Source organism: Reichenbachiella ulvae, from assembly GCF_025833875.1.
GTDB classification, from domain to species: Bacteria; Bacteroidota; Bacteroidia; order Cytophagales; family Cyclobacteriaceae; genus Reichenbachiella; species Reichenbachiella ulvae.
Genome location: NZ_JAOYOD010000001.1, coordinates 2210945 through 2236530, shown reverse-complemented (window position 1 = coordinate 2236530; position 25586 = coordinate 2210945). Strand labels below are relative to the sequence as shown.

The 25586-nt window shown below is 42.3% G+C and carries 21 protein-coding genes; 12 read left to right on the top strand and 9 right to left on the bottom strand.

All coding sequences use genetic code 11. The features are described 5' to 3' along the window. Positions 1-226 precede the first annotated feature (226 nt). The 5 genes from N7U62_RS08755 to N7U62_RS08735 all read right to left on the bottom strand — a co-directional run bounded on the left by N7U62_RS08755 (position 227) and on the right by N7U62_RS08735 (position 4119). A complete protein-coding gene (locus N7U62_RS08755; RefSeq protein WP_264137585.1) occupies positions 227-688 on the bottom strand; it encodes a MarR family winged helix-turn-helix transcriptional regulator in 462 nt (153 codons plus the stop codon). Next, complete coding sequence (locus tag N7U62_RS08750; RefSeq protein ID WP_264137584.1) at positions 681-1169, bottom strand: glutathione peroxidase; 489 nt, start codon at positions 1167-1169, stop codon at positions 681-683. The genes N7U62_RS08755 and N7U62_RS08750 overlap by 8 nt, the downstream gene beginning before the upstream one ends. Next, positions 1166-1600: a DoxX family protein gene (locus N7U62_RS08745; RefSeq protein ID WP_264137583.1), complete on the bottom strand. Its 435-nt coding sequence runs from the start codon at positions 1598-1600 to the stop codon at positions 1166-1168. The genes N7U62_RS08750 and N7U62_RS08745 overlap by 4 nt, the downstream gene beginning before the upstream one ends. Before the next feature lie 94 nt (positions 1601-1694). Next, positions 1695-2732: a cytochrome d ubiquinol oxidase subunit II gene (gene cydB, locus N7U62_RS08740; RefSeq protein ID WP_264137582.1), complete on the bottom strand. Its 1038-nt coding sequence runs from the start codon at positions 2730-2732 to the stop codon at positions 1695-1697. Positions 2733-2736: 4 nt separating this feature from the next. Next, positions 2737-4119 (bottom strand): cytochrome ubiquinol oxidase subunit I, encoded by a 1383-nt coding sequence (locus N7U62_RS08735; protein WP_264137581.1) that lies wholly within the window; start codon positions 4117-4119, stop codon positions 2737-2739. A 345-nt stretch (positions 4120-4464) separates the two neighbouring features. Here N7U62_RS08735 and N7U62_RS08730 point away from each other — a divergent pair, with 345 nt between their 5' ends. Genes N7U62_RS08730 through N7U62_RS08720 form a run of 3 tightly spaced genes read left to right on the top strand, consistent with a single transcriptional unit; the run spans position 4465 to position 8272 of the window. Then, positions 4465-5181, top strand: coding sequence for a hypothetical protein (locus N7U62_RS08730; RefSeq protein ID WP_264137580.1), 717 nt, complete (start codon positions 4465-4467; stop codon positions 5179-5181). Between the two features lie 9 nt (positions 5182-5190). Then, positions 5191-6021 carry a hypothetical protein gene (locus tag N7U62_RS08725; RefSeq protein ID WP_264137579.1) on the top strand — a complete coding sequence of 277 codons (831 nt, stop codon included), beginning with the start codon at positions 5191-5193 and terminating at the stop codon, positions 6019-6021. Between the two features lie 10 nt (positions 6022-6031). Next, on the top strand, positions 6032-8272 hold the full coding sequence (locus N7U62_RS08720; protein ID WP_264137578.1) for a tetratricopeptide repeat protein: 2241 nt from the start codon (positions 6032-6034) through the stop codon (positions 8270-8272). 158 nt (positions 8273-8430) lie between these two features. Here the strand turns inward: N7U62_RS08720 and N7U62_RS08715 are convergent, their stop codons facing one another. Next, the gene (locus tag N7U62_RS08715) at positions 8431-9012 is read right to left on the bottom strand and encodes a YdeI/OmpD-associated family protein (protein ID WP_264137576.1); all 582 of its coding nucleotides are present in this window, start codon (positions 9010-9012) and stop codon (positions 8431-8433) included. Between the two features lie 251 nt (positions 9013-9263). On the opposite strand from N7U62_RS08715, the gene N7U62_RS08710 reads away from it, so the two are divergent. Genes N7U62_RS08710 through rnhB form a run of 4 tightly spaced genes read left to right on the top strand, consistent with a single transcriptional unit; the run spans position 9264 to position 13929 of the window. Then, positions 9264-11756 (top strand): IPT/TIG domain-containing protein, encoded by a 2493-nt coding sequence (locus tag N7U62_RS08710; protein WP_264137575.1) that lies wholly within the window; start codon positions 9264-9266, stop codon positions 11754-11756. Beyond that, positions 11753-12415: a hypothetical protein gene (locus N7U62_RS08705; protein ID WP_264137573.1), complete on the top strand. Its 663-nt coding sequence runs from the start codon at positions 11753-11755 to the stop codon at positions 12413-12415. Before N7U62_RS08710 ends, N7U62_RS08705 begins: the two co-directional genes overlap by 4 nt. Next, positions 12408-13328, top strand: coding sequence for a WD40 repeat domain-containing protein (locus tag N7U62_RS08700; protein WP_264137571.1), 921 nt, complete (start codon positions 12408-12410; stop codon positions 13326-13328). Before N7U62_RS08705 ends, N7U62_RS08700 begins: the two co-directional genes overlap by 8 nt. A gap of 1 nt (position 13329) precedes the next feature. Continuing rightward, entirely contained in the window at positions 13330-13929 is a 600-nt protein-coding gene (gene rnhB / locus N7U62_RS08695) for a ribonuclease HII (protein WP_264137570.1), read from the top strand. Between the two features lie 202 nt (positions 13930-14131). On the opposite strand, the gene hppD is transcribed toward rnhB, so the two are convergent. Both hppD and N7U62_RS08685 read right to left on the bottom strand, forming a co-directional pair. Continuing rightward, the gene (gene hppD, locus N7U62_RS08690) at positions 14132-15259 is read right to left on the bottom strand and encodes a 4-hydroxyphenylpyruvate dioxygenase (RefSeq protein ID WP_264137568.1); all 1128 of its coding nucleotides are present in this window, start codon (positions 15257-15259) and stop codon (positions 14132-14134) included. After that, positions 15256-16509: a Glu/Leu/Phe/Val dehydrogenase dimerization domain-containing protein gene (locus tag N7U62_RS08685; protein WP_264137567.1), complete on the bottom strand. Its 1254-nt coding sequence runs from the start codon at positions 16507-16509 to the stop codon at positions 15256-15258. The genes hppD and N7U62_RS08685 overlap by 4 nt, the downstream gene beginning before the upstream one ends. 168 nt (positions 16510-16677) lie before the next feature. Between N7U62_RS08685 and N7U62_RS08680 the strand changes: the two genes are divergently transcribed. The 3 genes from N7U62_RS08680 (at position 16678) to N7U62_RS08670 (ending at position 19365) form a co-directional block, all read left to right on the top strand. After that, entirely contained in the window at positions 16678-17142 is a 465-nt protein-coding gene (locus N7U62_RS08680; protein WP_264137565.1) for an Lrp/AsnC family transcriptional regulator, read from the top strand. A 1-nt stretch (position 17143) separates the two neighbouring features. Further along, on the top strand, positions 17144-17824 hold the full coding sequence (locus N7U62_RS08675) for a nitroreductase family protein (RefSeq protein ID WP_264137563.1): 681 nt from the start codon (positions 17144-17146) through the stop codon (positions 17822-17824). An 80-nt stretch (positions 17825-17904) separates the two neighbouring features. Next, the gene (locus N7U62_RS08670) at positions 17905-19365 is read left to right on the top strand and encodes a sensor histidine kinase (RefSeq protein WP_264137562.1); all 1461 of its coding nucleotides are present in this window, start codon (positions 17905-17907) and stop codon (positions 19363-19365) included. Here N7U62_RS08670 and N7U62_RS08665 read toward each other — a convergent pair. Further along, positions 19362-21344: an OmpA family protein gene (locus tag N7U62_RS08665; protein ID WP_264137561.1), complete on the bottom strand. Its 1983-nt coding sequence runs from the start codon at positions 21342-21344 to the stop codon at positions 19362-19364. The genes N7U62_RS08670 and N7U62_RS08665 overlap by 4 nt on opposite strands. Positions 21345-21609: 265 nt before the next feature. Here N7U62_RS08665 and lon point away from each other — a divergent pair, with 265 nt between their 5' ends. Both lon and hslU read left to right on the top strand, forming a co-directional pair. Further along, entirely contained in the window at positions 21610-24072 is a 2463-nt protein-coding gene (gene lon / locus N7U62_RS08660; RefSeq protein ID WP_264137560.1) for an endopeptidase La, read from the top strand. 104 nt (positions 24073-24176) lie between these two features. Beyond that, positions 24177-25565 carry an ATP-dependent protease ATPase subunit HslU gene (gene hslU / locus N7U62_RS08655; RefSeq protein WP_264137558.1) on the top strand — a complete coding sequence of 463 codons (1389 nt, stop codon included), beginning with the start codon at positions 24177-24179 and terminating at the stop codon, positions 25563-25565. Positions 25566-25586 lie beyond the last annotated feature (21 nt).

Below are 25586 nucleotides of genomic sequence, written 5' to 3'. Positions count from 1 at the left end.
AAAGAATGTGAATAAGGGACGAGTTCTTTTGGTGTGGTGATTAGAAGATGTATGGTTTGTGGAGCCAGTACTACATGGTTCGTGTAGTTACAAGGTATTGATGTGTGGAGTTATAACTACAGAGTTCATGTAGCTACTACTACAGATACTGTGCAGTAGTAGCTACATGAACCAGGGAGAATTTGGGTGCTAATCTGGGGTATTTAACCTGCGCTGAATATAATAATTAAACGGCTTCTAATTTATTCCCAAGCAGCTCAGTCAGCTTAGTTAAGGTGTCTTTGAGTTGATGGATTTCTTCCGTTTTGACCTGCTCAGACCCAAATTGCTCTACGATTTTTTCAGGAATGCAAAGTGCTTCTTTTTGTAGTGCTTTCCCCTTTTTGGTCAGGGAGATCACTACACTGCGTTCGTCTTTTTCTGATCTTTTACGCTCCAAAAGCCCTTTCGCCTGCATCCGTTTGAGGATGGGGGTGAGGGTGTTGGACTCCAGATGGATCTGCTGGCTGATCTCGGATACTGTCCTTTGGTCTTGTTTCCAAAGGACGAGTAGCACGAGGTATTGCGGGTAGGTAATATCCAGCTGGCTCAATAGTGGCGTATAGAGTTTGGTCACCATCCGAGAGGCAGCATAAATAGGAAAGCAGATCTGGTTTTCGAGCCAGAGTGTCTCCGGATTCTTATTCATGACTCAGGGTTTCTTTGATGTACTTGTCTATTTTTTCTGGCTTGGTAGTGGGAGCGAAACGCTTGACTGGCTTACCTTGTGGGTCGATTAGGAATTTGGTGAAGTTCCATTTGATTCTACTCCCCAATACTCCTCCTAATTCCTTTTTGAGATAGCGGAATACAGGGTGAGCCCCATCTCCATTTACCTCTATCTTTTCCATCATAGGGAAAGTCACTCGATAGTTGATGCGACAGCCTTGCTCGATGGATTCCTTGCCTCCGGGTTCCTGATTACCAAATTGATTGCAAGGAAAACCTAGGATCACCAGGCCATCATCCTTGTATTTTTGATACAGGTTTTCTAATCCTTCGAACTGTGGCGTCAAGCCGCATTGGCTAGCAGTATTGACTACCAAAACCGCCTTGCCTTCATAGTCACTCATGTTGACTTTCTGTCCCTGCAGATTGGTTGCCTCTAATTCGTAAAATGGGGTGTTCATGATTGTTTATTGATTTTAAGTTTCAAATATTTTAATGCTCCTGTAGACCAAAGTGCCCACAGAACCAGCACCGGCTGGAAGAACAGTCGAATCAATCGTGCCCGGTCGGTGTCCAGACCAAAGGCATCTGTTCCGTTCATGTATTGGGCGATGTTGCCGGGAAAGATTAGTACATAAAATAGTGCCAATGCCAGACCGACATAGACGCGTTGTTTTTTCCAGAAGATCATAGCCAAGCCTAGACTGATCTCGGCTACTCCTGATAAGAGTACGACCATGTCCTTGCTCATGGGGACCCAGTTAGGTACCTGTGCCTGAAACTCTTCTCGCTGAAAAGTGAAGTGGCCGATAGCCGCCATGACCATGAATAGGCCGAGTACAATTCTCAGTACTTTTTGAAGCTTATTGGTTGTTATCAATTGAGCTGTCATATTTGTTTCGTTTACAATTAAATCGTGCGCGATATATATAACGTGGCATGAGCATCAAGGTTATGATATGATGAGATTATTTAGGCTTTAGTAATTAATAGCTGTTTTCGTCCATCTCTACTTTGCCCTTGAATGTCATGTAGACGAAGGTGGTGTAGCCCAAAACCAAAGGGGCACCTATAGCTACGATGATCATCATGATTTTCATAGACTTGTTAGAGGCGGCTGCTTCGTAGATGTCCAGGTTGTACTGAGGATCGATTGTCGAAAGTAGCATGTTGGGATACATCTCTATCGCTACCAGGACTAGCAGTAGGCTGATGGTCAATGATGAAAAAACAAAAGCCATCAAATACTTCTTCTTACTGGCCAGTCTAGGTACATTGGCAATGGCCAGGAAGGTAAGTAATGGAATAATGAATAGGGCAGGATTGGAGCGAAAATCGTCGGATAGGTGCGTCACGTACAGCAGGGTGTAGAGTGAAGTGATGCCAAAAGAGACGATGAAGAAGATCATGCCTTTCTTGAGGAGGAAGGTGAGCTTAACGAAAAGTCTGCCTTCGGTCTTTAGCAACAGGTAAATCGCACCATGCATCATGAAAAGCGAAAGGGAAGTAAAACCCGTCATGATGGCGTAAGGATTGAGGAATTCGAAGAAGCCATCTCCCTGATAGAGGTAGTTGGGGCCAATTTCGATCCCCAAGAGTATGTTGCCCAGAACTACGCCTAGTAAAAAGCCCAGCATGATACTCGATACGCTGTAGCAGATGTCCCAGCTTTGGCGCCAGCGTTTGCCAGGCTCCTTGCTTCTAAATTCAATGGCTATGGCTCTGAAAATGATGAAGACCAAAAAGAGCATAAAGGGAACATAGAGCGCCGAAAAGAAGGTGGCATACATGACGGGGAAACCAGCGAACAAAGCACCACCACCGATTACCAGCCAGACCTCATTGCCGTCCCATACAGGGCCTATGGCATTGAGTGCAATGCGTCGGCTTTCTTCTTTGCGAAGAAACAGATGCCATGCGCCTGCACCAAAGTCAAATCCATCTAAAATAGCATAGCCAGAAAAGAGCGCTCCGACTACCAGGAACCACCAAGTGGGATAATCCAGTCCTAAAAATGTTTCCATGAGCTTATTGTTTTGGGGTCAGTACGTTTGCGATTTCGTGAGTCAAGGGTCGATCCTCGGTCTCCTCTTCGTTGTAGGGGCCGTTTTTGATTTTCTTGTTCAGCAGGTAAATGAAAAGCACAAAGAGCAGCGCATATACCATAAAAAAGAGAATCAATGAAAAGAGGATCTGATTGGCGGTCACAGATTGAGAAAAGGCATCGGATGTGCGCAGGAGTCCATATACCACCCAGGGCTGACGGCCCATTTCTGCCGCAAACCAACCGACCTGATTCGCGATCTGCGGTAAGAATACGGCCCAGACAAAAGCCCAGAGCAACCAGCGTTGATCAAAGAGTTTTCCTCTCCACCAAAAGAAGCACGCCAATAAAGTAAGTCCAATCAAAGTCATGCCGATGGCAACCATGATGTGGTAAAATTGAAAGACGGCATTGACCTGTGGAGGTCTTTCATCCTCTGGGAAAGCATTGAGTCCAGTGACAGGTTCTTCAAAATCGTAATGCAGCAAGAAAGAGAGTCCTCCGGGTATTTTGACGCCTGTGACTTGTTGGGTTTCCTTGTCGACCCAGCCGAACAGGTACATGTCAGCAGGGGCCTTGGCTTCAAAGTGTCCCTCTAGTGCTGCTAGCTTAGCTGGCTGGTTGACGGCCACTCCATCAGCAGATCGGTGTCCCGTCATCAGCTGACCCAGGGAAAATACAGTAGCTACTATCAGGGCTATACGAAAGGCGCGTCTCGAAATATCTTCGTATCTCCCGCGGAGCAGGTAGTAGGCATGGACGCTCAATACCAAAAACGAACCTGCAAGAAAAGCACCCAACCACACATGCAGCAATCTATCGACACTGGATGGGTTGAATACCATGGCCCAAAAGTCTGTGATCTCAGCACGGGCATGCAGTCCCTCGCCTACGATGTGATAACCAGAGGGTGTTTGCTGCCAGCTGTTGGCTACTACGATCCAGATCGCAGAAAACATCGAGCCGAAGAAAACACCGATGGTCGAGACCAGATGCACCCAGGGTTTGACACGGTTCCAACCAAAGAGTAACACACCCAGAAAGCCACTTTCTAAGGCAAAGGCGAAAATCCCCTCTGCTGCAAGTGCACTTCCGAAGATATCGCCGACATAGCGGGAGTACACAGCCCAGTTGGTGCCGAACTCAAATTCCATCACGATACCTGTGACTACCCCGATACCGAATGTCAGGGCAAAAATCTTGGTCCAGAACTTGGCCAGCTGATGGTATTCCTTGTTTTTGGTGCGAATGTAGAGACTCTCGAATATGACCAGGATCAGGCCCAGTCCTATACTGAGAGGAGGGTAGATGTAGTGAAAGGCAACGGTGAATGCGAACTGAATCCGCGCGAGAATTTCGGTGTCCATGGGAGCTCGACAGGTTGTTTTTAATCAGGAGTAAAGGTAAGTGAAAATGGAAATGAGAAGGTAGGGTTTTGGGACTTTTGGTATAGATAGAAGTAAGAATGTCTGTATTGTCCAAACGCCAGGGCATTGGAGTAGGAAGTGGCAATTGTGCCACTCTCCAACTATGTCGAAGAATCAAATTGTGCTTGTTCTTAGTGTAGCAATGTTGAGCTGTTGAGCGTAATTCCTCTCTATAGTATTGCGAATGAGCGGGTTGATATATATCTTGAAACACCAAACCGTTAAACCTGTACCAGATCATGAAACTGATTGTTTCCTATCTTTTCTTAAACCAAGCCACGAACAATGAGTGATTTGCAAGAAGAAAAGGCCAAACTCGAAATTGAAAAGCTGAAGGTCGAGCTGGAGTTACTAGAGGCACAAAAGCCAGAGAAAGAACCACAAGCTCCGAAAAGAAGTATTGCCGTGTGGGCTCAAAATTCTTCCAAGGTGATTTTAACGCTGGTTTCGGTAATTGGCGGCATATGGGGATTGGTGATACCGATCAACGAGCTGGTACAGCAGCGACAGCAAGAAATGGAGTTTCGCTTGGATGGTGTGGTGCTCAAAGCCATGGGGCAATTGAGCACCGGCGATGAAAGTGAGAAGAACCAGGCCATACTTACCTTGAACTACTATGGTAAGGATGCCATACCCATTCTACTCTTTAGTCTGGAGGAGGAAGGAAGAAAGGGTGGAGATCCGGAGTTTGTGGAGATTCTGATCCAGACCATAGCTGATATCTATTACAATCTGGAAGAAAGTAAGCTGCGCGAACGTGTGCTGAACCGGATTCTCAAGGGTTTTCTTCAAGTTTCGTCTATAGAATTGTCCAAAGAAGATGCGGATGATGCCAATATAGATGCCGTGACTTATTACCTGCTGCTGATAGAGACACTCAAGCTGGTCGATGCAGATGAGAAACTGAAGGTGAGTGAAGCCTTAGAAGATTTTATTCATGTATGTGATGAAACTGAAGATTATGCCTTTATATCCCAACGAGCAGCCAACATCACTAAATAATCTCCAACCATGAACCGATACTTTATCATATGCTTGTTTTGGGTTTTCATGTTTTGCCATTTGGGTGTTGATCAATTGATGGCCCAGACTCATCCGCTTCTTTTTGTTTCGCTCGAAAAGGAATATAAAAAATCGCAATGCAGCTCCTGCGACGATATTAAGTCCATCGTGGATGACAGGATGGAGCAAGCGGTGGCCGAAGGAGTGCTGAGTAGCTTCCAGAAATACAACCTATGGAAACAAAGTTTCTTCCCCAAAACAGATACTCTTAATAAATATAATGTGCGCTTTGTCGTAACAGGGGTCCTCAAATATAAAGGCAATGAGGCCGTGATAGCTTTAAAAGTAGAAGACCAGAGGAAGGGCAAAGAGCTATATCAACCTTTTTTGAGCTCAAGTATACAATTGCTTCCAGGGGGCGAGATGAAGGGAGGACAGCTTCAGGAGTTGAATAAATGGATCAATCGCCTATTGGAGGAGTTGAACTACCTGAAAAGAAATGCTGATCTAAAGGAAAGTGTGCAATTGCATGAAATTGAACTCAAAGGAGTTGATGGAATGACGTTTTTTTATCTATCTAGTTTTCATGACAAGTTCATCAATCAACTCGATCAGGCACTCAACCGGAGCTATTACCTCTACATCAGCAAGGTGGATGCCGAAGAATGGAATGTATACATACACCCACAGGCGGTCGCGGATCAAGAAAATGTCAAAATCATGATAATGCTCAAAAACGAAGCGAATATTAGCTTTACGGATGAGCCTTTTGACTCCTCTAAATATGACGAAATCGTGGCTAAACTGGCACAGGAAATAGGAGTATTGTTAAACCAATAAGACCAAAACAATGAAAAAGGATTACTGGCTAATAGTAGCTGTCGTACTGATTTTATGCTCCGTAGAGATTCAGGCACAGGAAGCGTCCAAGGCAAAAATTCTCGTAGAGTCATTTGTCAGTCCCAGGCAGCAGAGCGATCAGACGAGAATACTGGGGGAGACCATCACACTGGGACTTAAAAACAGCATCAGCCTGGGCGGCCTCTATCGCTGCGATCAATCCAGTGGCAATCGTATGCAAAATAGCTATAGTTATAGCTATGATACCCTTCGCTATGATTATGTAATCAGAGGAGAATTTTTCGTCACGACCTACGATTTTTTTATCAAAACCTCCATAGTGCGAGTAGGGAGTACTACAGACATTATCGTAGATCAGACCTATTTGAGTCCCAAAACGGGTAAGCTAGAGGATGTATTGATGGTGGTGCACGAACTGTCCAAGGATATACAAAAGAAGATAGCGGTATTAGAAAAGGAAAAGAAATCGAAGGCAGCACAAACCGTGAAAGTAATCGGCGTGGTAGCCAGTAGTTCAAGCGATGCAAAGTCTAACAAGTTTTATCAAAAGACCCTGGATCAGGTCAATTATGTAGTGAGCCAGCGATTGCAGGACAATACAAAAATGCGCTTTAAAAAGTATGACGAACTATCCGCTTGCCAATTCAAGCCTTTCGATCCGGTAAAGTTAATTTTAGACCATCAGTTGAATGCTTTGATTCAATGTGAATACTCGCTGGACGAGGCATTGAACCTCACGCTAAAGGCCAAATTGTTTTTTGGTCCTGCCGAAAATGAGCAAACTGAAGTTTCGCTGGTTCCACTCAGCTTGAATCTGAATCAGGATGTAGAGTCAATCATTGCCAGTCATATAGAGAACAGTTTGGGGCTGATACTGACCGATGGGGGTCAGTGGAATGTAGAAGAAATCAATAAAAAATGGAGTCTGAAGCATTACAAACAAGAATATGAGCAATACATGGAAGCGGAGGCTTACAGCTCTGCAGTGGCGATAGCCCAAAAGGCAATAACAGAATATGGCAGAGATGCGGAGATAAATCGCCAGTTGGCCAATGCTCTGGTAGCCAACCGACAAGTCGAGCAGTCGATTCCTGTCTATACTAAAGCCACGGAGATCGATCCCAAAGATGAGCTAGCCTGGAGTGGGTTAGCAGATTCTTATTTTGCGATGGGCAACAACAAGAAAGCCTTGGAAGCCTATGAAAAGGCCATAAAATTAGATCCCGAAAATAAAGCGTATCTCTATAGTGTCGGACGCATTCTTTATTTTCAAGAACAATATGAAGAGGCCATCGAATATCTGGAAAAAGCCAACCTAAGGAGCTACGATGAGTTAATATACCTCGCCTCGGCTTACAACCATACCGGTAGCTATGACAAGGCAATAGATATCTATTACGAATTGTTCAGCGAGTATCCCAGTAGCGAAGAGATCAGAGATTCGTTTTTGGACACTTATCTGAGGAAGGCGGAGGATGACTTTCAACAACCAGAACCAGATTACAATGTGATCATCGCTTATCTTCAGGATGCCATAGCATACTTTGAAGACCCCAATGTCTACCAGTACCTGCTGGCTGCCTACAATCGCAGCATGCAGTTTGATGATGCCAGGGTGCTGATCGCTGAGGCCATAGAGGAGGGCTACCTGAAGCCTGAGGTGTATTTCTATCAGGCCAATGATCTGAGAGATATGAAAGATGAAAATGGCAACCATTCACTCCCACACCACGAACAAGCCATCTATTTCCTAAAAAAGTATCAGCAATATGACAACAAAGCCTATGTGAATCAACGCATCGGAGGGACATACTTTCGATTGCAGCAATATGATTCGGCCATAGTCTATTACAAAATAGCCCTGAAAAAGGACAATCGCCCGGGCAATTACCTGAATCTGGCAGAGCTACTGACCATGCAGGGGCAATATGAAGAGTCGAGTGACAACTGTCGGGCTGTACAGCAGACGAAGGGCCTGGGCAACGACGAAATCTCTAATGGCTACAGGGCGATTGCGCTTTACCTGATGGTCTGCAACTCCTACTTGTCGGGAGACAAAACCCCAGATTCACTCACACAGCTGGAGCAGCTGATGGATAGTCAACCACTGAAACTGCAATGGTCCTTTACTACTTTTCGACTTTGGCTGCACCAGAGCGATCAGGTGGATAAGAAAAGCGCCAAATACCTGGATGAGCTTTCCGAAAAGCTACAAGCCAGCAGTTATTGATAGCAAAGGGATAGACCAGAGTCGGGAGCCAGTAGTCTTCCTTTCTACTATCAGAACATGGGGCTCCTCATCGTATCTCAGGATAATCATTCTGATTTTCTCACTTGGAGTGACGATGTTTTTTTCGTGCCCAGCGCTTCTGAATTGAAGCGTTTTACTTACCTAAAGGGTTTGGGCACGAGACTTTCACTAGCGCACTCAGCGATTTCAGTAATTCTCTTTTGTCTGGTCTCTGGTCTTTTGGCGGAGTAGACCCAGTGCAGCAGGATCTTTTTGACGGACTTGCTGAGGCCCTCATAGTATGCCATCGCGTTCTGATTGTTCAACAGGGCATCTTCTAAATCCTCGGGCACTTCGAGCGCTTCGATAGGGTCCAAAAAAGTCCAGGAACCATTCTCTTTGGCCACCTTGATGCTTTCCAGTCCTGCATCAGCCATTAGATTGTTTTGGATGAGGTACTCTATCTTTTTCTTGTTGATCTTAGACCAATTACTGTTGGGTTTTCTTTTGCTGAAGTATTGCATGTAGCTTTCTTCATCGATGGTTTTTTTGGTACTATCGATCCATCCAAAGCACAGGGCTTCATCCACAGCATCGCTCCAGGTGATTGATGGGATGTTTGTGGACGTTTTGTAAAACACCACCCAAATTGATTGCGCAGATTGGTGGTGCTCTTCTAACCAGTTTCTCCACTCTGTTTGGTTTTTTGGGTAAAAGGTTTCGATTTCTTTGTTGGGCATGTAGTGATGGTTAATTAATCTCAGTCTACTGCTGATAAGAGTCATTGATAAAAGTATCTTCTTGTGAGCGTCTTTGCAAGTGAAAAGAATTACTCTTCGGTAGTATTTATTGTTCCAAAGTGGGGAGTTGAATGTTGAGTGCAGGGTGTTACGGTTGTCCAGTATCAAAAATATGGTTTGCCATTTTGCTCATAATCTCATTGAACTTGTTAGATCAATTTTTATCTTGCAATTCAAACAATGCTATTAAATTGAAAACCAACTTTCATTTCAGGGAGTATCTATTCATTTGGATGTTACTTTTCTTAATAGGGATTAACCTTTCATGTGAAGAAACTGAACCGGAAATTCCAATTCTACTTCTTCAAGAAATCTCCAATTTAGATGAGGATGGGGTTTTGGTCGAAGGGAAGATTAGTAATGTGTCTCACGAAGATATTTTGTCCTTTGGTGCTGTTTGGTCTTTTGATGAAGAGTTGCCTTCCCTTGCTAATGCGATCATTGATAGTTTAAAACCGGCAGAGTTCAGAGAGAAGGTTTCGTTTGAAATCAATACTCTCGCCAAGGACTCAACTTATCAGGTTCGATTGTTTGTTAAGACCAAGTCCAATGTGTTTTACAGCAATGCGCGTCAATTTTTAAGTTTAGGTTCTACACCACCGGAAATTTTAGATGTTGAGCCTAAGAAGGCATTCTTTAGAGATACGGTAATGATTCATGGGACTGATTTCGGGAAAGATCCGGAGGCAGTTGCGTTATTTTTTGGCAATACCAAAGCCCCTGTTTTATCACAAACTGACTCAACTATTCAGACGGTAGTTCCTATCCTATATATAGATAACCAGTATTTCAACTCAGGAGAACTTCCGATCAAAGTTTCTAAATACAACATTGAATCAGATGGTTTTAATGGATTTGATATTAAAGGTCCTGTGATAACCAAGGTGAACCAGAGAGAGGTATATGCGGGTTATACTTTTGAGATAGAAGGTGAGGGGTTTCATCCTGGTAAGACGGAGGTTTATGTAGGGGATGAGTTGATATACCAATCTGCCAGAAGTACTGAAAAAATAGTGGTTGAACTAGGAGGTTATGCAGATCATTTAGAAGGGGTACTCAAAGTAAAGGTGGGTCCTAAAGAAGTGGAGTCTGGAAACCTGAAAGTGCTTGCGCCAATGATTACTACAAGTTTGTTGAACAAAGAGGTTGGGCCTGGGGAGAAAATCACCTTAAAAGGCCAATATCTCGATAATGAATTTCTTGAGGTTTGGTTGGAATCGGCTACTTTTCCAATGATAGAGCAAGAAGCTGAATATATCGTTGTTGAGGTTCCAAGGGATCAATGTAAAGATTTCAACATGAAGGTTGAACTCAAAGGGGAAACAATCAAAAGAAAGACTTATATCAATTTAAGAAACACCACTCTCAGTAGTGAAATAAAGGTGTTGAAAAATGGAAATGCACAATTTGGTGTCTATTTTTCTATGGAGATTAACGATTTCTCTAGTGCTTCTTCGTATCAATTATTATTAAACAATCGACAAACATGGCCTTCCTGGAAAGCGCTTGATGATACAACATGGGAATTGATATTTAGTCTTCCGTATGATGCCATTAGTGCTGATGGTAATTATAGTTTGGAATTTACATCATGTAACTTTTGGCAAAAGATAGAGAACTTTTATCAGGCGCCTAAACCTGTAATAGACCCGATAGGTGTGTTACAATCTTTTGAATACTATGTGATTACTGGTCAGGGCCTAAACGCGCAATTAAGGAAGATCTATATAGACGGAGTTCAATTTGAGGTTAATCATAATCATCTCAATTATACCTATTACGGACTAAGGCTACCCTTTTTGGAAAATGGAACTCATAGGATCATGATGGAAGTACAAGGTCAGAGATCAGAAGAAGTGTTTTTTGAGGTGGATAATGCATGGATCAAATTAACAGATACCGAAAACTGTCAGCTCTTTGATAAATCCCTTTGTCATGTACGTCCTAATTTTTTTGTTAGTAATGACAAGCTGTATACTTCGTTTTCAAGTAATGGAGTAGATAATATGTTTCTGGAAGTGGATCTCAATACTGGTCATGACAGAGCTTTAGATGATTTACCTACCAGCGAATTAGGAGCAATGAATGGTTATGGTGATTATGGTTACTTGATCAGTGGAGGTGATTTTTACAGGTATGATATATTAAAGGATCAGTGGGAGCAGTTGGATAGTCCTGATGGAATTAGAGAAACCAGTAATCATCTGATGTCGAGTTTTATATCTAATGATAAATTGTTTTTGTTTGATATTGGGGGAACTAATCCGTCTACCTACTATTATTATGATTTGATCACTTTGGAATGGCACGAAATGAATAATGGGCCTTCGCATTCTACCACATCAAGTCCAATAAAGTTCTTCGTAGGGGATGGACAAGTTTACCTTTTTCAATATGAGCACTTTTTAGGTTTTGACCCAATCAACCTGCAAATGGACGGTACTAGCAAATGGTTCAGTTATGGTGGAATTGATACATATGATTTGCAAGGATATATTTACAATGGTGAATTATATATCCTGAATAACCATGGCAATTGGAAAATTGTTGACCTGACAGACTGGAGTATTAGGTATATAAATGGTCCCGTCAGTGGTAGTGATGTTAGATACGTAATTGATGGGGATTGGGCTTATGTTACAAGTGAAAATGAAATCTGGAAATATGACCTAACCAAACAATGAAAAGGCTGATTCAAATAGTAATAATTTTGGTTCTTGGCTCTACACTTTGTGAGGCTCAATATATCAACAGTAAAGTATTGCTGGGTGCTGAGGCAGTTTTGGCGAAACCGGTAGGTCCAAAAACTAGTGATGGATTTTCTTCCTTATTTGCCAATTATTCTAGCGGGATAGGTTACAGTGCTCAGGTTGAGGTGGAAACTTTACAACAATTATTCGTTGGGTTGGAGTTTACTCAAATAAATTTTGGGAATACTTTAGCTTCGGCAGAATATCTGATGAAGAATCCTTCCTCTCGATTTACCATGGTTTATGGATCGATTCGGTATTTTGTAAAATCCCCTTTGGTAAGTAAACTGAATTATTCTTTTTCTGCTTCGGGAGGTATGGTAAATCATGACTTGAGTATGGATAGATTAATTGTTTCTTCAGAACAAGAAGTAGAAGAGCCTACTGAGTATAAGGATAACAGCTGGGGAGGAAAGGTAGGCGCGATGATTTGCTATGATGTTCATCAGTCTATTCAAACATTTGCTGAGGTAGGGTATAGTTATATTCAGGCCGATCATGTTCTTTATGCAGATAAATCATTTCAGTCTCTATCACTTTCTTTAGGAATAAATGTTAAGTTATTCAAGAACAAATATTTCATGTATGAATAGGCTGCTGATGATTCCGATATTGTGTTTTTTGTCATACTATGCCTATTCTCAGGAATTGATAAGCAAGAATGGCGATCAGGCAAGAGATTTTGCTTTGTCACGTGATCTATCGCATATTGCCATAGCCTATCAGGATAGGATCGATTGGATTGACTTGTCTAACAAGAAGGTAAAGTCTAGTATCTCCAATCTGTCAGGCATTAATAAAGTTGTTTTTTCAATTGATCAGAGTGCGTTTTATGTAGCTAGTGATGACGGTGTTTATTTAGTAGACATAGATGCAGAGACAAACAAATTATTAATTCCCTTCAATGAAAAAATTACTGCGCTTCGAGTAGCCGATTTTGGGGTGCTAGCTATAGGGAGTCAGTCAGGAAAGGTAGCCTTTTATGATATTGAATCAGGTGAAAATATACATGAACAATCCCTTTCTGATATTGTGACTGCCGTATCCTATGATGGTTTAGATCAAAGTTTTTTTATAAGTGACCTCAGCGGAGTGGTTTACAAAATTGTTCCACTTGAAGGAAAGCTAATCTGGAAACACCAAATTAGTGGAGCGTGTTTTGATTTGGATGATAATTGGGATTATAATCGACTAATATTAGCTGGAGAAGCTGGAGCATTTGTCCTGAAAAATGCTCAATCGAAACCATTAGAATATGAATTAGAGCCAAAGTTGAAATGGGTGACTAGTATTTCTGCAGGAAACAAACAGGCATTTGCCGTAGGTTTTAGCTCGGGTGTTTTTAGGGTATATTCTGGATTTGGATATTATCAATCAAGTATAAAAGAATCGATCACAAATATCGAGTTGATTGAATATGAAGATGCTTCGTTATCGGTATTAGTGCAGACTTTGAGTGGAAAGTTAATAATGGTTTCAGCTAAGGATATGAAGCTTAAGACCTGATATGGCACTACTATCTTACCACGACGAAAAATTAATGGAAGCGGGATGCGACGAGGCAGGTCGCGGCTGCCTGGCTGGACCAGTCGTAGCGGCGGCTGTGATTGTACCTAAAGACTTTACGCATCCCATTCTGGATGATTCTAAAAAACTCACCGCGAAGAAAAGAGAAGCCTTGATTGACGAGATCAAATCTTCGTCCATTGCCTGGGGAATAGGAGTCGTGGATAATTTGGAGATCGACGAAATTAATATTCTGAACGCTTCCTTTTTGGCCATGCATCGCGCCATAGACCAATTGAAAGTGAGACCAGAAGCACTCCTGATAGATGGCAACCGTTTCAATCCCTATCAAGACATCCCATTTACGCCCATGATCAAAGGAGATGGAAGGTACTACTCCATCGCAGCAGCCTCTGTATTGGCAAAGACCTATCGTGATCAACTGATGAAAGAGTATGCAGAGACCTATCCGCACTATGGCTGGGAAGGGAATGCAGGCTATCCTACCAAAGCCCATCGAGCTGCAATCAAAGAACATGGAGTCACACCCTTGCATCGTCAGAGCTTCCGTTTGCTACCAGATCAGCTAGAGCTGTTTTAACGTGGCTCGTGCTACGGAAATGGTTGTTTGGTCGTGTTTTTCAGGCCTTTGGGCGAAAGCTTTAGCTAAAGTCTATGAGCTGCGTTACTTTAGATGTGTCTTATGAAAGTAGAATCCTCATAGATGTATGAATAGTTAAGGTCAACTACTCAAAATTAGTAAATAGGAGAGAAGCCCAATGGGCTTCTCTTTTTTTGTTGGGTTAAAGTGTTCCCCTCAATTCCTGTTCTCTTTCGATTGCCTCAAATAGTGCTTTGAAATTTCCTTTTCCAAAGGATTGCGCTCCCTTGCGCTGGATGATCTCAAAGAATACCGTAGGTCTGGGTTCTATGGGTTTGGTAAAGATCTGAAGCAGGTATCCTTCATCGTCCCGATCTATCAGGATTCCGAGTTTTTTCAAGGGTTCCAGATCCTCATCTATTTCTCCTACACGATCCAAAACCGTATCGTAATAGGTCGCAGGAACCGTCAAGAACTCTACCCCTCGGGCTTTCATAGCCGAGACTGTTTCGATGATGTTGTCGGTCGCTACTGCGATGTGCTGAACGCCAGGGGCGCCATAAAAGTCCAGGTATTCTTCTATCTGTGATTTTTTCTTTCCTTCTGCAGGTTCATTGATAGGGAATTTGATGCGTCCATTTCCGTTGCTCATTACCTTGCTCATTAGAGCAGTATAGTCAGTAGAGATGTCTTTGTCATCGAATGAGATCAATTGAGCAAAGCCCATCACATCTGCATAGAAATCCACCCACTGGTTCATCTCGCCCCAGCCGACATTGCCTACCATATGGTCAACATATTTCAGTCCAATGGGTTCAGGTTGGTATTCTGGTTCCCATTTGACATAGCCTGGCAAAAAAGTACCATTATAGTTTTTTCGCTCTACGAAATAGTGAACCGTTTCTCCATAAGTGTGAATCCCGGAAATCACGATTTCACCATGTGCATCCTTTCTGGTTTCTGGATTCATATAGGGCTTGGCACCTCTTTCTGTGGTCTGCTCAAATGAGTAGGTCGCATCATCCACCCAAAGGGCGACTGCCTTTACCCCATCTCCATGATCGTCTATGTGCTTACCGATGGCTGTTCCAGATTTCAGAGGTGATGTCAGAACCAGTCGTATTTTGTCCTGCACCAATACATAAGACTCAGCCTCCTTGTCTCCTGTGGATAGTCCTGAATAGGCCAAAGGTTGGAAGCCAAAGGCCGTTTGGTAGAAATGGGCGGCTTGTTTGGCATTGCCCACATATAATTCTATAAAGTCCGTGCCATTCAAGGGAAGGAAGTCTTCCGCTTCATCAAAGATCTTTTCTATTTCTTGAGTTTTCATGCTATTAGGGTTTCTTCTGTTTGAGGAATTAATTGGGATAATGAAAGTTCGAATGCAGTTTTAGTCAATTCCGTTTTGCTCGAATTTTCTTCATGCACCTTGATGAGTGCATTTTTGATCGTTCGAGAGGTGTCTTCAAAAATGGCCTGATCGGACATGTCTGCTTTCCCTTCCATAAAGTAGGCAAATACTCTAGCCATACCACAGTTGGCTATGAAGTCTGGAATGACTGATACTTTTTGGTCTGCATATTCGCTGATGGGGCCATAAAATATCTCCTGATCTGCAAATGGTACATTGGCACCAGCCGCGATCAGCTCCAGGCCTGAATTAAGCATCAAATCCAGATGATAGCGATTGACCAATCGTGAGGCTGCCGCTGGGATGAAAATGTCTGTATCCAGATGCCAGATTCGATTTTCCATTTCTTCAAATGGGATCAGATGAGGGTGATTCAATTGGTTTCCTTTTTTGTTGAGATAAAGCGCTATGATTTCTTCATGGCTAAATCCTGTTTCATTAATCAGACCACCTTCTTTGTCTATGATCCCAACAATCTTTGCGCCTCGGGAGCTGAGGTAATAGGCGGCTGCCGCTCCGACATTGCCCCAACCCTGAATCGTCACTCTTTTTCCTTTTAGCTCACCACCCCAGAGGTCATAGTGGTGCACCACACTCTCTGCGACCCCATAGCCTGTGATCATGTCGGCAATGGTGTATTTTCGATGAGGAGCAGGGGAGTAGTCGCCTTCCTCTATTACTTTGATTACACCATGTCTGAGCTGGCCGATTCGGTTGATTTTATCCGCTTCTCTGGGTTGGAAGTGCCCATTAAAAACACCCTCCTGTGGATGCCAAAGTCCATTGGTTTCAGTAATAGGAATCACTTCATGAATCTCGTCTACGTTAAGGTCTCCACCAGTGCCATAGTAATTTTTGAGTAGTGGAGCCACTGCGGCATACCAGCGCTGTAATACTTCGTTTTTTCTTGGATCTTTTGGATCAAAATTGATTCCAGATTTAGCCCCTCCAATTGGTGGTCCCGATATTGTGAATTTGATCTCCATGGTTTTGGCTAAGGATTCTACCTCGTTGCGATTGAGTCCCAATCTCATTCGGGTACCACCTCCTGCGGCTCCACCTCTTAGTGAATTGATGACTACCCATCCCTCAGCTTCTGTTTCTTTGTCATGCCATTCAAAAACTATCTCTGGCCTTTGCTTTTCAAATCGTTTTAATAATTCCTTCACTTCGATCCATTTTATGAAAGAATAAAAGTATAAATGACTTATATTTAAAATTCATTAATTCCTTGTTATGACTTGAAAATAGAATATTGTAACAAGTGATTGATTGAAATTAAACATTTATTCTTTTGAATGATTCAAAAACTATAACGGAGAGATTAATTTTCTAAAATGGCTTTATTAGACGAAGTAGATATCAAAATTTTGGACATCCTGCAAGAGGAGGGAAGGATTACCAACAAGGCACTGGCAGAACGAATGGGCTTGTCAACCACCCCGATTTTTGAAAGGATGAAAAGACTGGAAAGGGAAGGAGTGATTCGCCAATATGTGGCATTGCTGGATCAGCGAAAAATCGATAAGAAGTTGACGGTTTTTGTGTTCATTTCACTAAAGAACCACACGCGATCTTATTTGGATAAGTTCATTGAAGAAATCAATCTGTATCCAGATGTGCAAGAATGCTATCACATCGCAGGGGATTTTGATTATATGCTCAAAATTGTGAGTAAAGACATCGAATCCTTTCAGGCATTCATCCTATCCAAGCTTTCAGTCAATTCTAATATTGCCCATGTCAAAAGCCAGTTTGTGCTTTCAAAAAACAAGCATACGACGGCATTTAAAGTGAAATGATATGAAGACGAAAGAAATCAAGGGGTTCAAACATGTGGGGTATGATCCTCAGCGATTTGACGAGGCTGAGATGACGAATAGAAGTGAGGCTTACTATGCCTATCATGATTTGCGTAGAAGTGTGAGAGATATTTCGGATCGACCCTTTCCTAAAGAAATCCTTGAGAATATCATCAAAACAGCCTCAACTGCTCCGTCTGGTGCCCATAAGCAGCCATGGACTTTTTGTGTAGTACAGGATCCGGCGATCAAAAGTCAAATTAGAAAGGCTGCAGAGAAGGAAGAATACGAAAGCTATCAGAGTAGAATGAGCGATAGATGGTTGGATGACTTGAAGCCAATCGGGACAGATTGGGAAAAGCCATTTTTAGAAAAAGTACCTTATCTGGTGGTGCTTTTTAAAAGAGTATTTGAAAGAGATGAGGAAGGAAATAAGTCAAACAACTACTATGTGAACGAATCGGTGGGGATAGCCGCGGGTATGTTCATTTCGGCTGTTCATCATGCAGGCCTGGTTACCCTGACGCATACGCCAAGTCCTATGAATTTTCTGTCTGATATTCTCAAGAGACCAGATAATGAACGCGCGTTTTTGGTGCTCCCGGTTGGGTTTGCAGAAGAGGAAATTTATGTTCCCGATTTGAAGAGAAAGACCTTGTCAGAGGTATGTGTTTGGTATTAGAGCTGTTAAATGGCAGTTTCATTCCTCTAAACTTGCCTGTATTGCTTTGAAATAAGCTTTTTATGTGCTAGTTTGACTAAGTGGCAGAGCAGCATGAGTTGAAACATCTTATCAATCAAATCAACCTATCCAATGATAGGCTATGGTCCTATGACCGGGATTTGAAGTGCACGGTGGTCAACGAGCGAATGAGTTTAGATTACAAAATTGCTTTCGGTGAAGCCTTAAAGCCGGGTATGCATCTGTTAAAAAACGTTCCCGAGCCGCTTTATTCTCAATGGTTGCATAGATATCAATTGGCCTTTGAAGGCGAGGTACAGGTATTTGTGGACACATTCCAAATTGAAGGCGTACCTACACATGTACAGGTCACAATTGTTCCAATAATAGAAGAGGGTGAAGTGATCGGAGCTGCATGTACTTCACATGATATCACCGAGCAACGCAATGCGGAATTGCAAGTCCTTCAAAACCAGGCCTACCTCACCGCACAGATAGAGAATACAAGTAGCTCGATATGGTCAGTAGATAGGAATTACAAATTGTTAATCGCTAATTCTGTGATGACGAATAGCTTTGAACATTTATTTGGTGCTAGGCTTTATCCTGGTGTCGATATTCTGGAATCTTTTTCTGTACGACCCAAAGAGGAAAGAGACAATTGGAAAAAGAGATATGATAGGGCATTAAAAGGGGAAAGGTTTACAGTAAAAGATGATTTTGATTTTGGTGGGGAGTTTTTATACACTGAAACGTCATTCAATCCTATCGAAATAGAGGGAGAGATTGTAGGAGTGGCCTGTTTTGGTAGAAATATCACTGATTCGGTACTCGCGGAGATGGCTTTGAAAAAGGAAATTGAAATTAAGAACAAGTTCTTTTCTATCGTTGCTCATGACCTCAAAGGACCTGCTGGTAATATTATTGAGCTAGTAAAGATACTTAATTCAAAAGCGCTCAAATTGTCGGATGATCAAAGACAAGAGATTTTAGGTCATTTGGCTACTGCCTCCGAGGATGTTTACGAACTACTAGATAAACTTTTGGCTTGGGCATTGTCTCAGCAAAATATGCTAGCCATAGATAAGGAAACCCTGGATGTGCGAGATGTTGTGGAAGAAAGCATCAAAGCCTATCGACCGAGTGCTGATTCCAAGATTATTACAACTAAGATAAAGATCAAGGAGGGGTTAAAGGTTTTTGTTGATAAACGTGCATTTAGTAGTACGATTGCCAACCTCTACAATAATGCTATCAAGTTTACCAGGGAAATGGGGGAAATAACGATTTCTGCCATAGAGGAATCAGATCATTTCTTGTTGACGGTCAAGGATAATGGTGTTGGGATGGAGGAAGAGACAGCCAGTCGTATTTTTGATGAAGCAAGTATGATGTCTAACCCGGGTACCAAACAAGAAAAAGGTACTGGATTAGGCCTGATCCTTTGTCAGGAATTTGTTAAGCTCAATGGGGGTGAAATTTGGGTTAAAAGTGAACAGGGAAAGGGTAGTGAATTTAATTTTACTATTCCAAAGATTTAGTCAAAATCCTCATCTGTAAGTTCATCCACTGATTTTTCTTCTATTGGTTTGGCTGGTCGATAGATTTCAAATTCTACTCTTCGATTCAATTTTTGATCTGCTTGCGTTTTTTCCTCTACTATGGGTTTGTCACTACCAAAGCCCTGTGCCTCAACACGATCTCCGGCCACCCCTCCAAAGACTACAATATAGTCTCGAATGGTGTTGGCTCTGTCAACAGACAGCTTCATGTTGAAATCCTCGGTTCCGTATTTATCTGTATGCCCTGAGATTCGGAGAAAAAAGTCTGGATTGTCATACATGAAGTTTACAATCTTATTCAGGTCTCCATACATTTCACTTTTGAGATCGGCTAAACCAGGATCAAACTCGATGGATTCGAATTTCACACGACTGGCTATGTGGTCTGTTACTTCATCGAATCTAGCAGGACCATCCAGATAGAACATTTCTTCTATTCTAAAGAATTCATCGCCCTGAATCACCAAAAGGTAGTTTCGATTATTAATCAATTCGAATTCAAATGAGCCATCGGGTTTCAGGTATCTTGGAGATACTTCTACACCTTCGTCCAGATCAATTACCGATACGATTCCTGTAAAAGGTTTTCCGGTATGAGCATCTGTCAGGGAGCCACTTACCTCGGTCAATGCTTCAGGTTGGGCTTCCATGGGGAGAGGGAAGGAATAAAGGTCTAACTTGTTAAGATCATGGGTAGCAGATCGTGAATAGTACAGGTCTTTGGACTGAGAATCTATCGTAAAGTAAAACTCACTCCCTCGTCCATTAACCAAGGGTCCAATATTGATGGGTTCGCTCCAGAGACCGTCTTTGTGGTAGGATTTGTAGATATCGAATTCTCCGAATTTGTAAAGCTGACCATTCGAACTAAAGAACAAAACCTCATACTCCGGATGATAGAATGGGCTGACTTCATTTTTTCGGGTATTGATGACCGGCCCAAGGTTTTGGGCAGCAGTCCAGTTTCCATTGTCGTCCTTAAATGTGAAATAAATGTCCGAAAGACCAAATCCACCAATCCTATCCGATGCAAAAAACAGGGTGTCCTCGGTATGAGAAAGGGAAGGATGAGAGTCCCAGCTGATACTGTTCACATTTACACCCAGATTTCTGATATTGGACCAACTACTGTCCTGATCCATGGTAGCGACGAAGAGGTCGCAATCACCCAAACCCATAGGAGATTCGCATCTTGAGAAATAAAGCGTTTTGCCATCCTTGCTAAGACAGGCTGAACCTTCATTGTAGTGGGTGTTGATTTCCTCCATTTCCTTGCTCAACTCCCAATAGCCATCTACTTTTTGGCTGATAAATAAGTCCTCATTCTTTTTGAAATCAAGTCCCACTCGTCTTTCATTTCTTTTGGAGGTGAATAGCAATACTTCATTACCAAGTGCAATGGTAGGAGCATAGTCTGCATGTCGTGAATTGATTTTTCTCCCCATATTCAGAAGAACTCCACGAGGAGGTCTAATTGTATCGATGGCTTTTCTGTGTTCGACCAGTTTGTAATAGTAGTCGAGCGGTACAAAGTTTTCGGTTTCTTGTGTGTTGAGCGAGTCGTAGTAGAGCTCCAGTTCGCGAATGTCTATACCTTGATGGTGATGTCGCAGTACCAATTTATAAAGCGAGGTTGCCTGCTCTTCTGTCCCATAAATCTCTGTCAATTTGGCCAGTCGCCAGATCCAGTAAGTGTCAACATAAAAATTTCTTATCCCGAATTTTTTAACATATTCTTGAAGCGCCGGATAGAGGTTGACCCAGTCTCGTTTGGCTTCCAGTTTTTGGATATTTTGAAGTTCGGTTTTGTTGTAGTATTCCCTGATTCGATTGACGTTGGGGAAATTGTAAATATTGAATTCCCATTCCGAACTAAGAGTGTCTACGGCGATAATAGCCTCGTTTTCCTTCTTTTTTTTGTTTGATTGAGCTTGAAGCCCATGGGTCAAACTCAACAAAAAGAGAAGAGTGAAAGCAAGAAGTGATGATGATTTATTTACGATAGTCAGGAAACTATACACCCGTTTTTGATTATAAATATTCTTATATTCTTCAATATATTAATAGCTGGAATTCAAAAGTAATGCAGTCAATCTTCTTAACGAATCAATTACCTGATTAAATATAATTACTTTGGCATACCGATTGCAACTTATGTGTATCTTTAAAATAAGGCAAGAAATATAGGTTTCATGCCAGAGTGACAGGCAAGTGAAGTAATTTATGGCACAAGATAATATGTTTTCTACGAGTTTACTTTCAGATCTTTCTGAGGATGAGTCTGATATGATCCCATTGGATCTGACAGGCGATGATTCAGAAGTGAGTCAGGAGGATTTACCAGAGGATTTACCCATACTCCCGCTTAAAAATGCGGTCCTTTTCCCAGGAGTAGTGATACCAATTACTGTGGGAAGACAAAAATCCATCAGGCTCGTGAAAAAAGCCTATAGATCCAATAAAATAATAGGCGTTACTGCTCAGAAGAACCCTAATGCGGAGGATCCAAAAGAAAAGGAAATCTACAAAACAGGAACTGTTGCGAAGATTCTGAAAATGTTGGTTCTCCCTGATGGCAATACGACTATCATCATACAAGGCAAAAAGCGAATCAGCATTGATCAGATCGTGCAGGAGAATCCATACCTGACGGCTAAAGTGAAGGTGCTGGAGGAGAAGTTCGATGGAGCCGAAGATAGCCACATGACGGCCATCATCCATTCTTTGAAGGATGCTGCCAAGAAGATATTAAAGTTGAATCCTGAAATTCCTAAGGAGGCTCAGGTGGCACTAGAAAGTATCGACAGTTTTAGTTTTCTGACGCATTTCTTATGTTCCAATATCAACTCTGCGGTAAAGGATAAGCAGAAACTACTTGAGATCCATGACGGGACTCAGAGAGCTGAAGAGCTCCTGAAATACATGTTGAAGGATATTCAGGTGTTAGAGCTAAAGCATGAGATCCAGAATAAGGTAAATGTAGATATCGATCAACAGCAGCGTGACTATTACCTACGCCAGCAGATGAAAGTCTTGCAAGACGAGTTGGGACAGGGGAGTCCTGAGCAGGAGTTAGAAGACCTGAGAGCTAAAGGATCGAAAAAGGATTGGCCTAAAGAGGTAGCTGACCATTTTCAGAAGGAAATGGATAAAATATTGCGAATGAATCCTATGGCCGCAGAATACCCTGTGGCAATGAACTATGCTGAATTGCTGGTAGAGCTGCCATGGAATGAAATGTCAGAGGATAACTTTGACCTGAAAAGGGCGAAAAAGATACTCGATCAGGATCATTTCGGTATGGAGAAAGTCAAAGACAGAATCATAGAGTATTTGGCTGTCCGTAAGTTGAAAAATGATTTGAAAGGACCAATCCTCTGCTTATTTGGCCCTCCTGGTGTGGGGAAGACTTCTCTTGGGAAATCTATTGCTAAGGCGCTGAATAGAGAATATGTGAGAATGTCTCTTGGGGGAGTTCATGATGAAGCCGAGATCAGGGGTCATAGAAAAACTTACATCGGTGCTATGCCGGGTAAGGTGATTCAGAATATCAACAAGGCAAAGTACTCGAATCCCGTGTTTGTTTTGGACGAAATTGATAAGCTTTCTTCTGACTTTAGAGGGGACCCTTCTTCCGCGTTGCTGGAGGTGTTAGATCCTGAGCAAAATAATGCCTTTAAGGACAATTTCCTGGAAGTAGAATATGACCTATCCAATGTGCTTTTCATCGCAACGGCCAATTCTCTGGATACGATCCAGCCTGCATTGAGAGATAGGATGGAGATCATTGAGATCAATGGTTATACCATTGAAGAGAAGATAGAAATAGCGAAGAAGCATTTGGTACCGAAACAATTGAAAGAACATGGTCTTAAGGCTGCTGATCTTTCTATTGACAAGAAGGCTTTGTTTAAAGTGATCGACGATTACACGCGCGAATCAGGAGTTAGAAACCTGGAGCGAAAGATTGGTAGCTTGGTTAGAGATGCTGCTAAGTCGATTGCGATGGAGGAGGAGTATAACCAGAAGTTGGACGAGGAAGAAGTACGAAGAATTCTGGGTGCTGAAGTTTTTGATAAGGAACTGTATCAAAACAATAAATTGGCCGGTGTAGTTACTGGTTTGGCCTGGACTGCAGTGGGTGGAGAAATTTTATTCATAGAGTCTAGCTTGAGTAAAGGAAAGGGTAAATTGACGCTTTCTGGACAGCTAGGAGACGTGATGAAAGAATCTGCCATGACGGCATTGTCTTACCTCAAATCAAATGCTGAGCAGCTGGAGATCGATCACAAGACCTTTGAGAATTATGATCTGCATGTGCACGTTCCTGCTGGTGCTGTGCCGAAAGATGGTCCTTCTGCGGGTATTACCATGTTGACTTCATTGGCTTCTATTTTTACTCAGAGAAAAGTGAAGAACAAACTGGCGATGACAGGTGAGATCACCTTGCGAGGAAAGGTGTTGCCAGTGGGTGGAATCAAAGAGAAAATTCTTGCGGCCAAACGTGCCGGGATTAAAGAGATCATTCTTTGTAATCGAAACAAGAAGGATATCGACGAGATCGATGATCGTTATTTGAAGGGCGTTTCATTCCACTTTGTAGATACAGTAGACGAGGTGTTGGAAATTGCACTTTTGCCTCAAAAAGTGCAGAATGCCCTCAAATTTGAATTCTCACAAAATTAATTTTGTTGATGCAACGGAAACTTATTCTCCTTCTCTCGTATGGATAGTTGGAGAATAAGTTTCGCTCATTTAGTTAGGTTTTAATTAAAGTAAATAAGAATAGGATGTTATCAAAGGATCAATATTTGACTCCCAAAGAGATAGTTTCAGAATTAGATAAGTACATCATCGGCCAAAAAGACGCCAAAAGAAATGTTGCCATCGCCTTGAGAAACAGATGGAGAAGGATGAATGTGAAAACTGATATACAGGGAGAGATTGTGCCTAATAACATTCTAATGATTGGAGCTACAGGTGTGGGTAAAACGGAAATTGCTCGTCGTTTGGCTAAGATCGCTGACGCCCCATTTGTGAAAGTAGAGGCATCAAAGTTCACTGAAGTAGGATATGTCGGGCGTGATGTAGAAAGCATGGTTCGTGATCTGGTTGAGCAATCGGTATCATTGGTAAAGCAAGCCAAGAAAGAGGCTGTAAAAGAAAAGGCCGAAGAAATAGTAGAAGGTATCATCCTGGATGCCTTGATTCCGCCTGTGAGAAAAGCAACTCCATCTGCCACTGTGGTGGATAGTAATTCCACTATTGTAGATGACGAAGAACTCAATGAGAAAACCAGAGAGCGATTCAGAGAGAAGATTAGAAACCGAGAGCTCGAGGATAGGAAAATTGACATCAGTGTCAAGCAAAATAGCACTCCAGGGGTAGGAATGATCGGTGGTGGTCAAATGGATGAATCATCTATGATGAATATCCAGGAGATGATCGGAAATATGATGCCGAAAAAGACCAAAAAGAGAAAGGTGACTATCGAAGATGCCAGGAAGCTGCTGATGGAGGAAGAATCTTCCCGACTGATCGACATGGATGAGGTCAAAGATGAGGCCATCGCCAAAGCTGAAAATACAGGTATTATCTTCATAGATGAAGTAGATAAAATAGCCGTCGGAGCTTCAAAAAAGGGAGGTCCTGATGTCAGTAGGGAAGGGGTACAAAGAGATTTGCTTCCGATCGTAGAAGGGTCTGCTGTGAATACAAAATATGGGGTGATCAATACGGACCACATTCTATTCATAGCTGCTGGGGCTTTTCATTTTGCCAAACCATCAGATTTGATCCCGGAACTTCAGGGGCGTTTCCCGATACGTGTAGAATTAGAGAATTTGACTCAAGCGGATTTTATTCGCATTCTGAATGAGCCAAAAAATGCGTTGACCAAACAATATGCCGCCTTGATAGGGGCAGAAGATGTGCAAATTTCCTTTAGTCCTGAGGCTGTGGAAGAGATAGCATCTATTGCTTTTGAGATCAATGCCGAGATTGAAAACATTGGTGCAAGACGACTACATACTGTGATGAGTCGATTGTTGAATGATATATTGTTTGATATTCCGGATGTCATCGGGCCCAATGCGAATATTCTTATTGATAGAGAAATGGTTCAGGAGAAGTTGAGTGGAATGGTGGAGAATAGGGATTTGAGTCAGTTTATCTTATAATCTTTACTAACACACCCAACT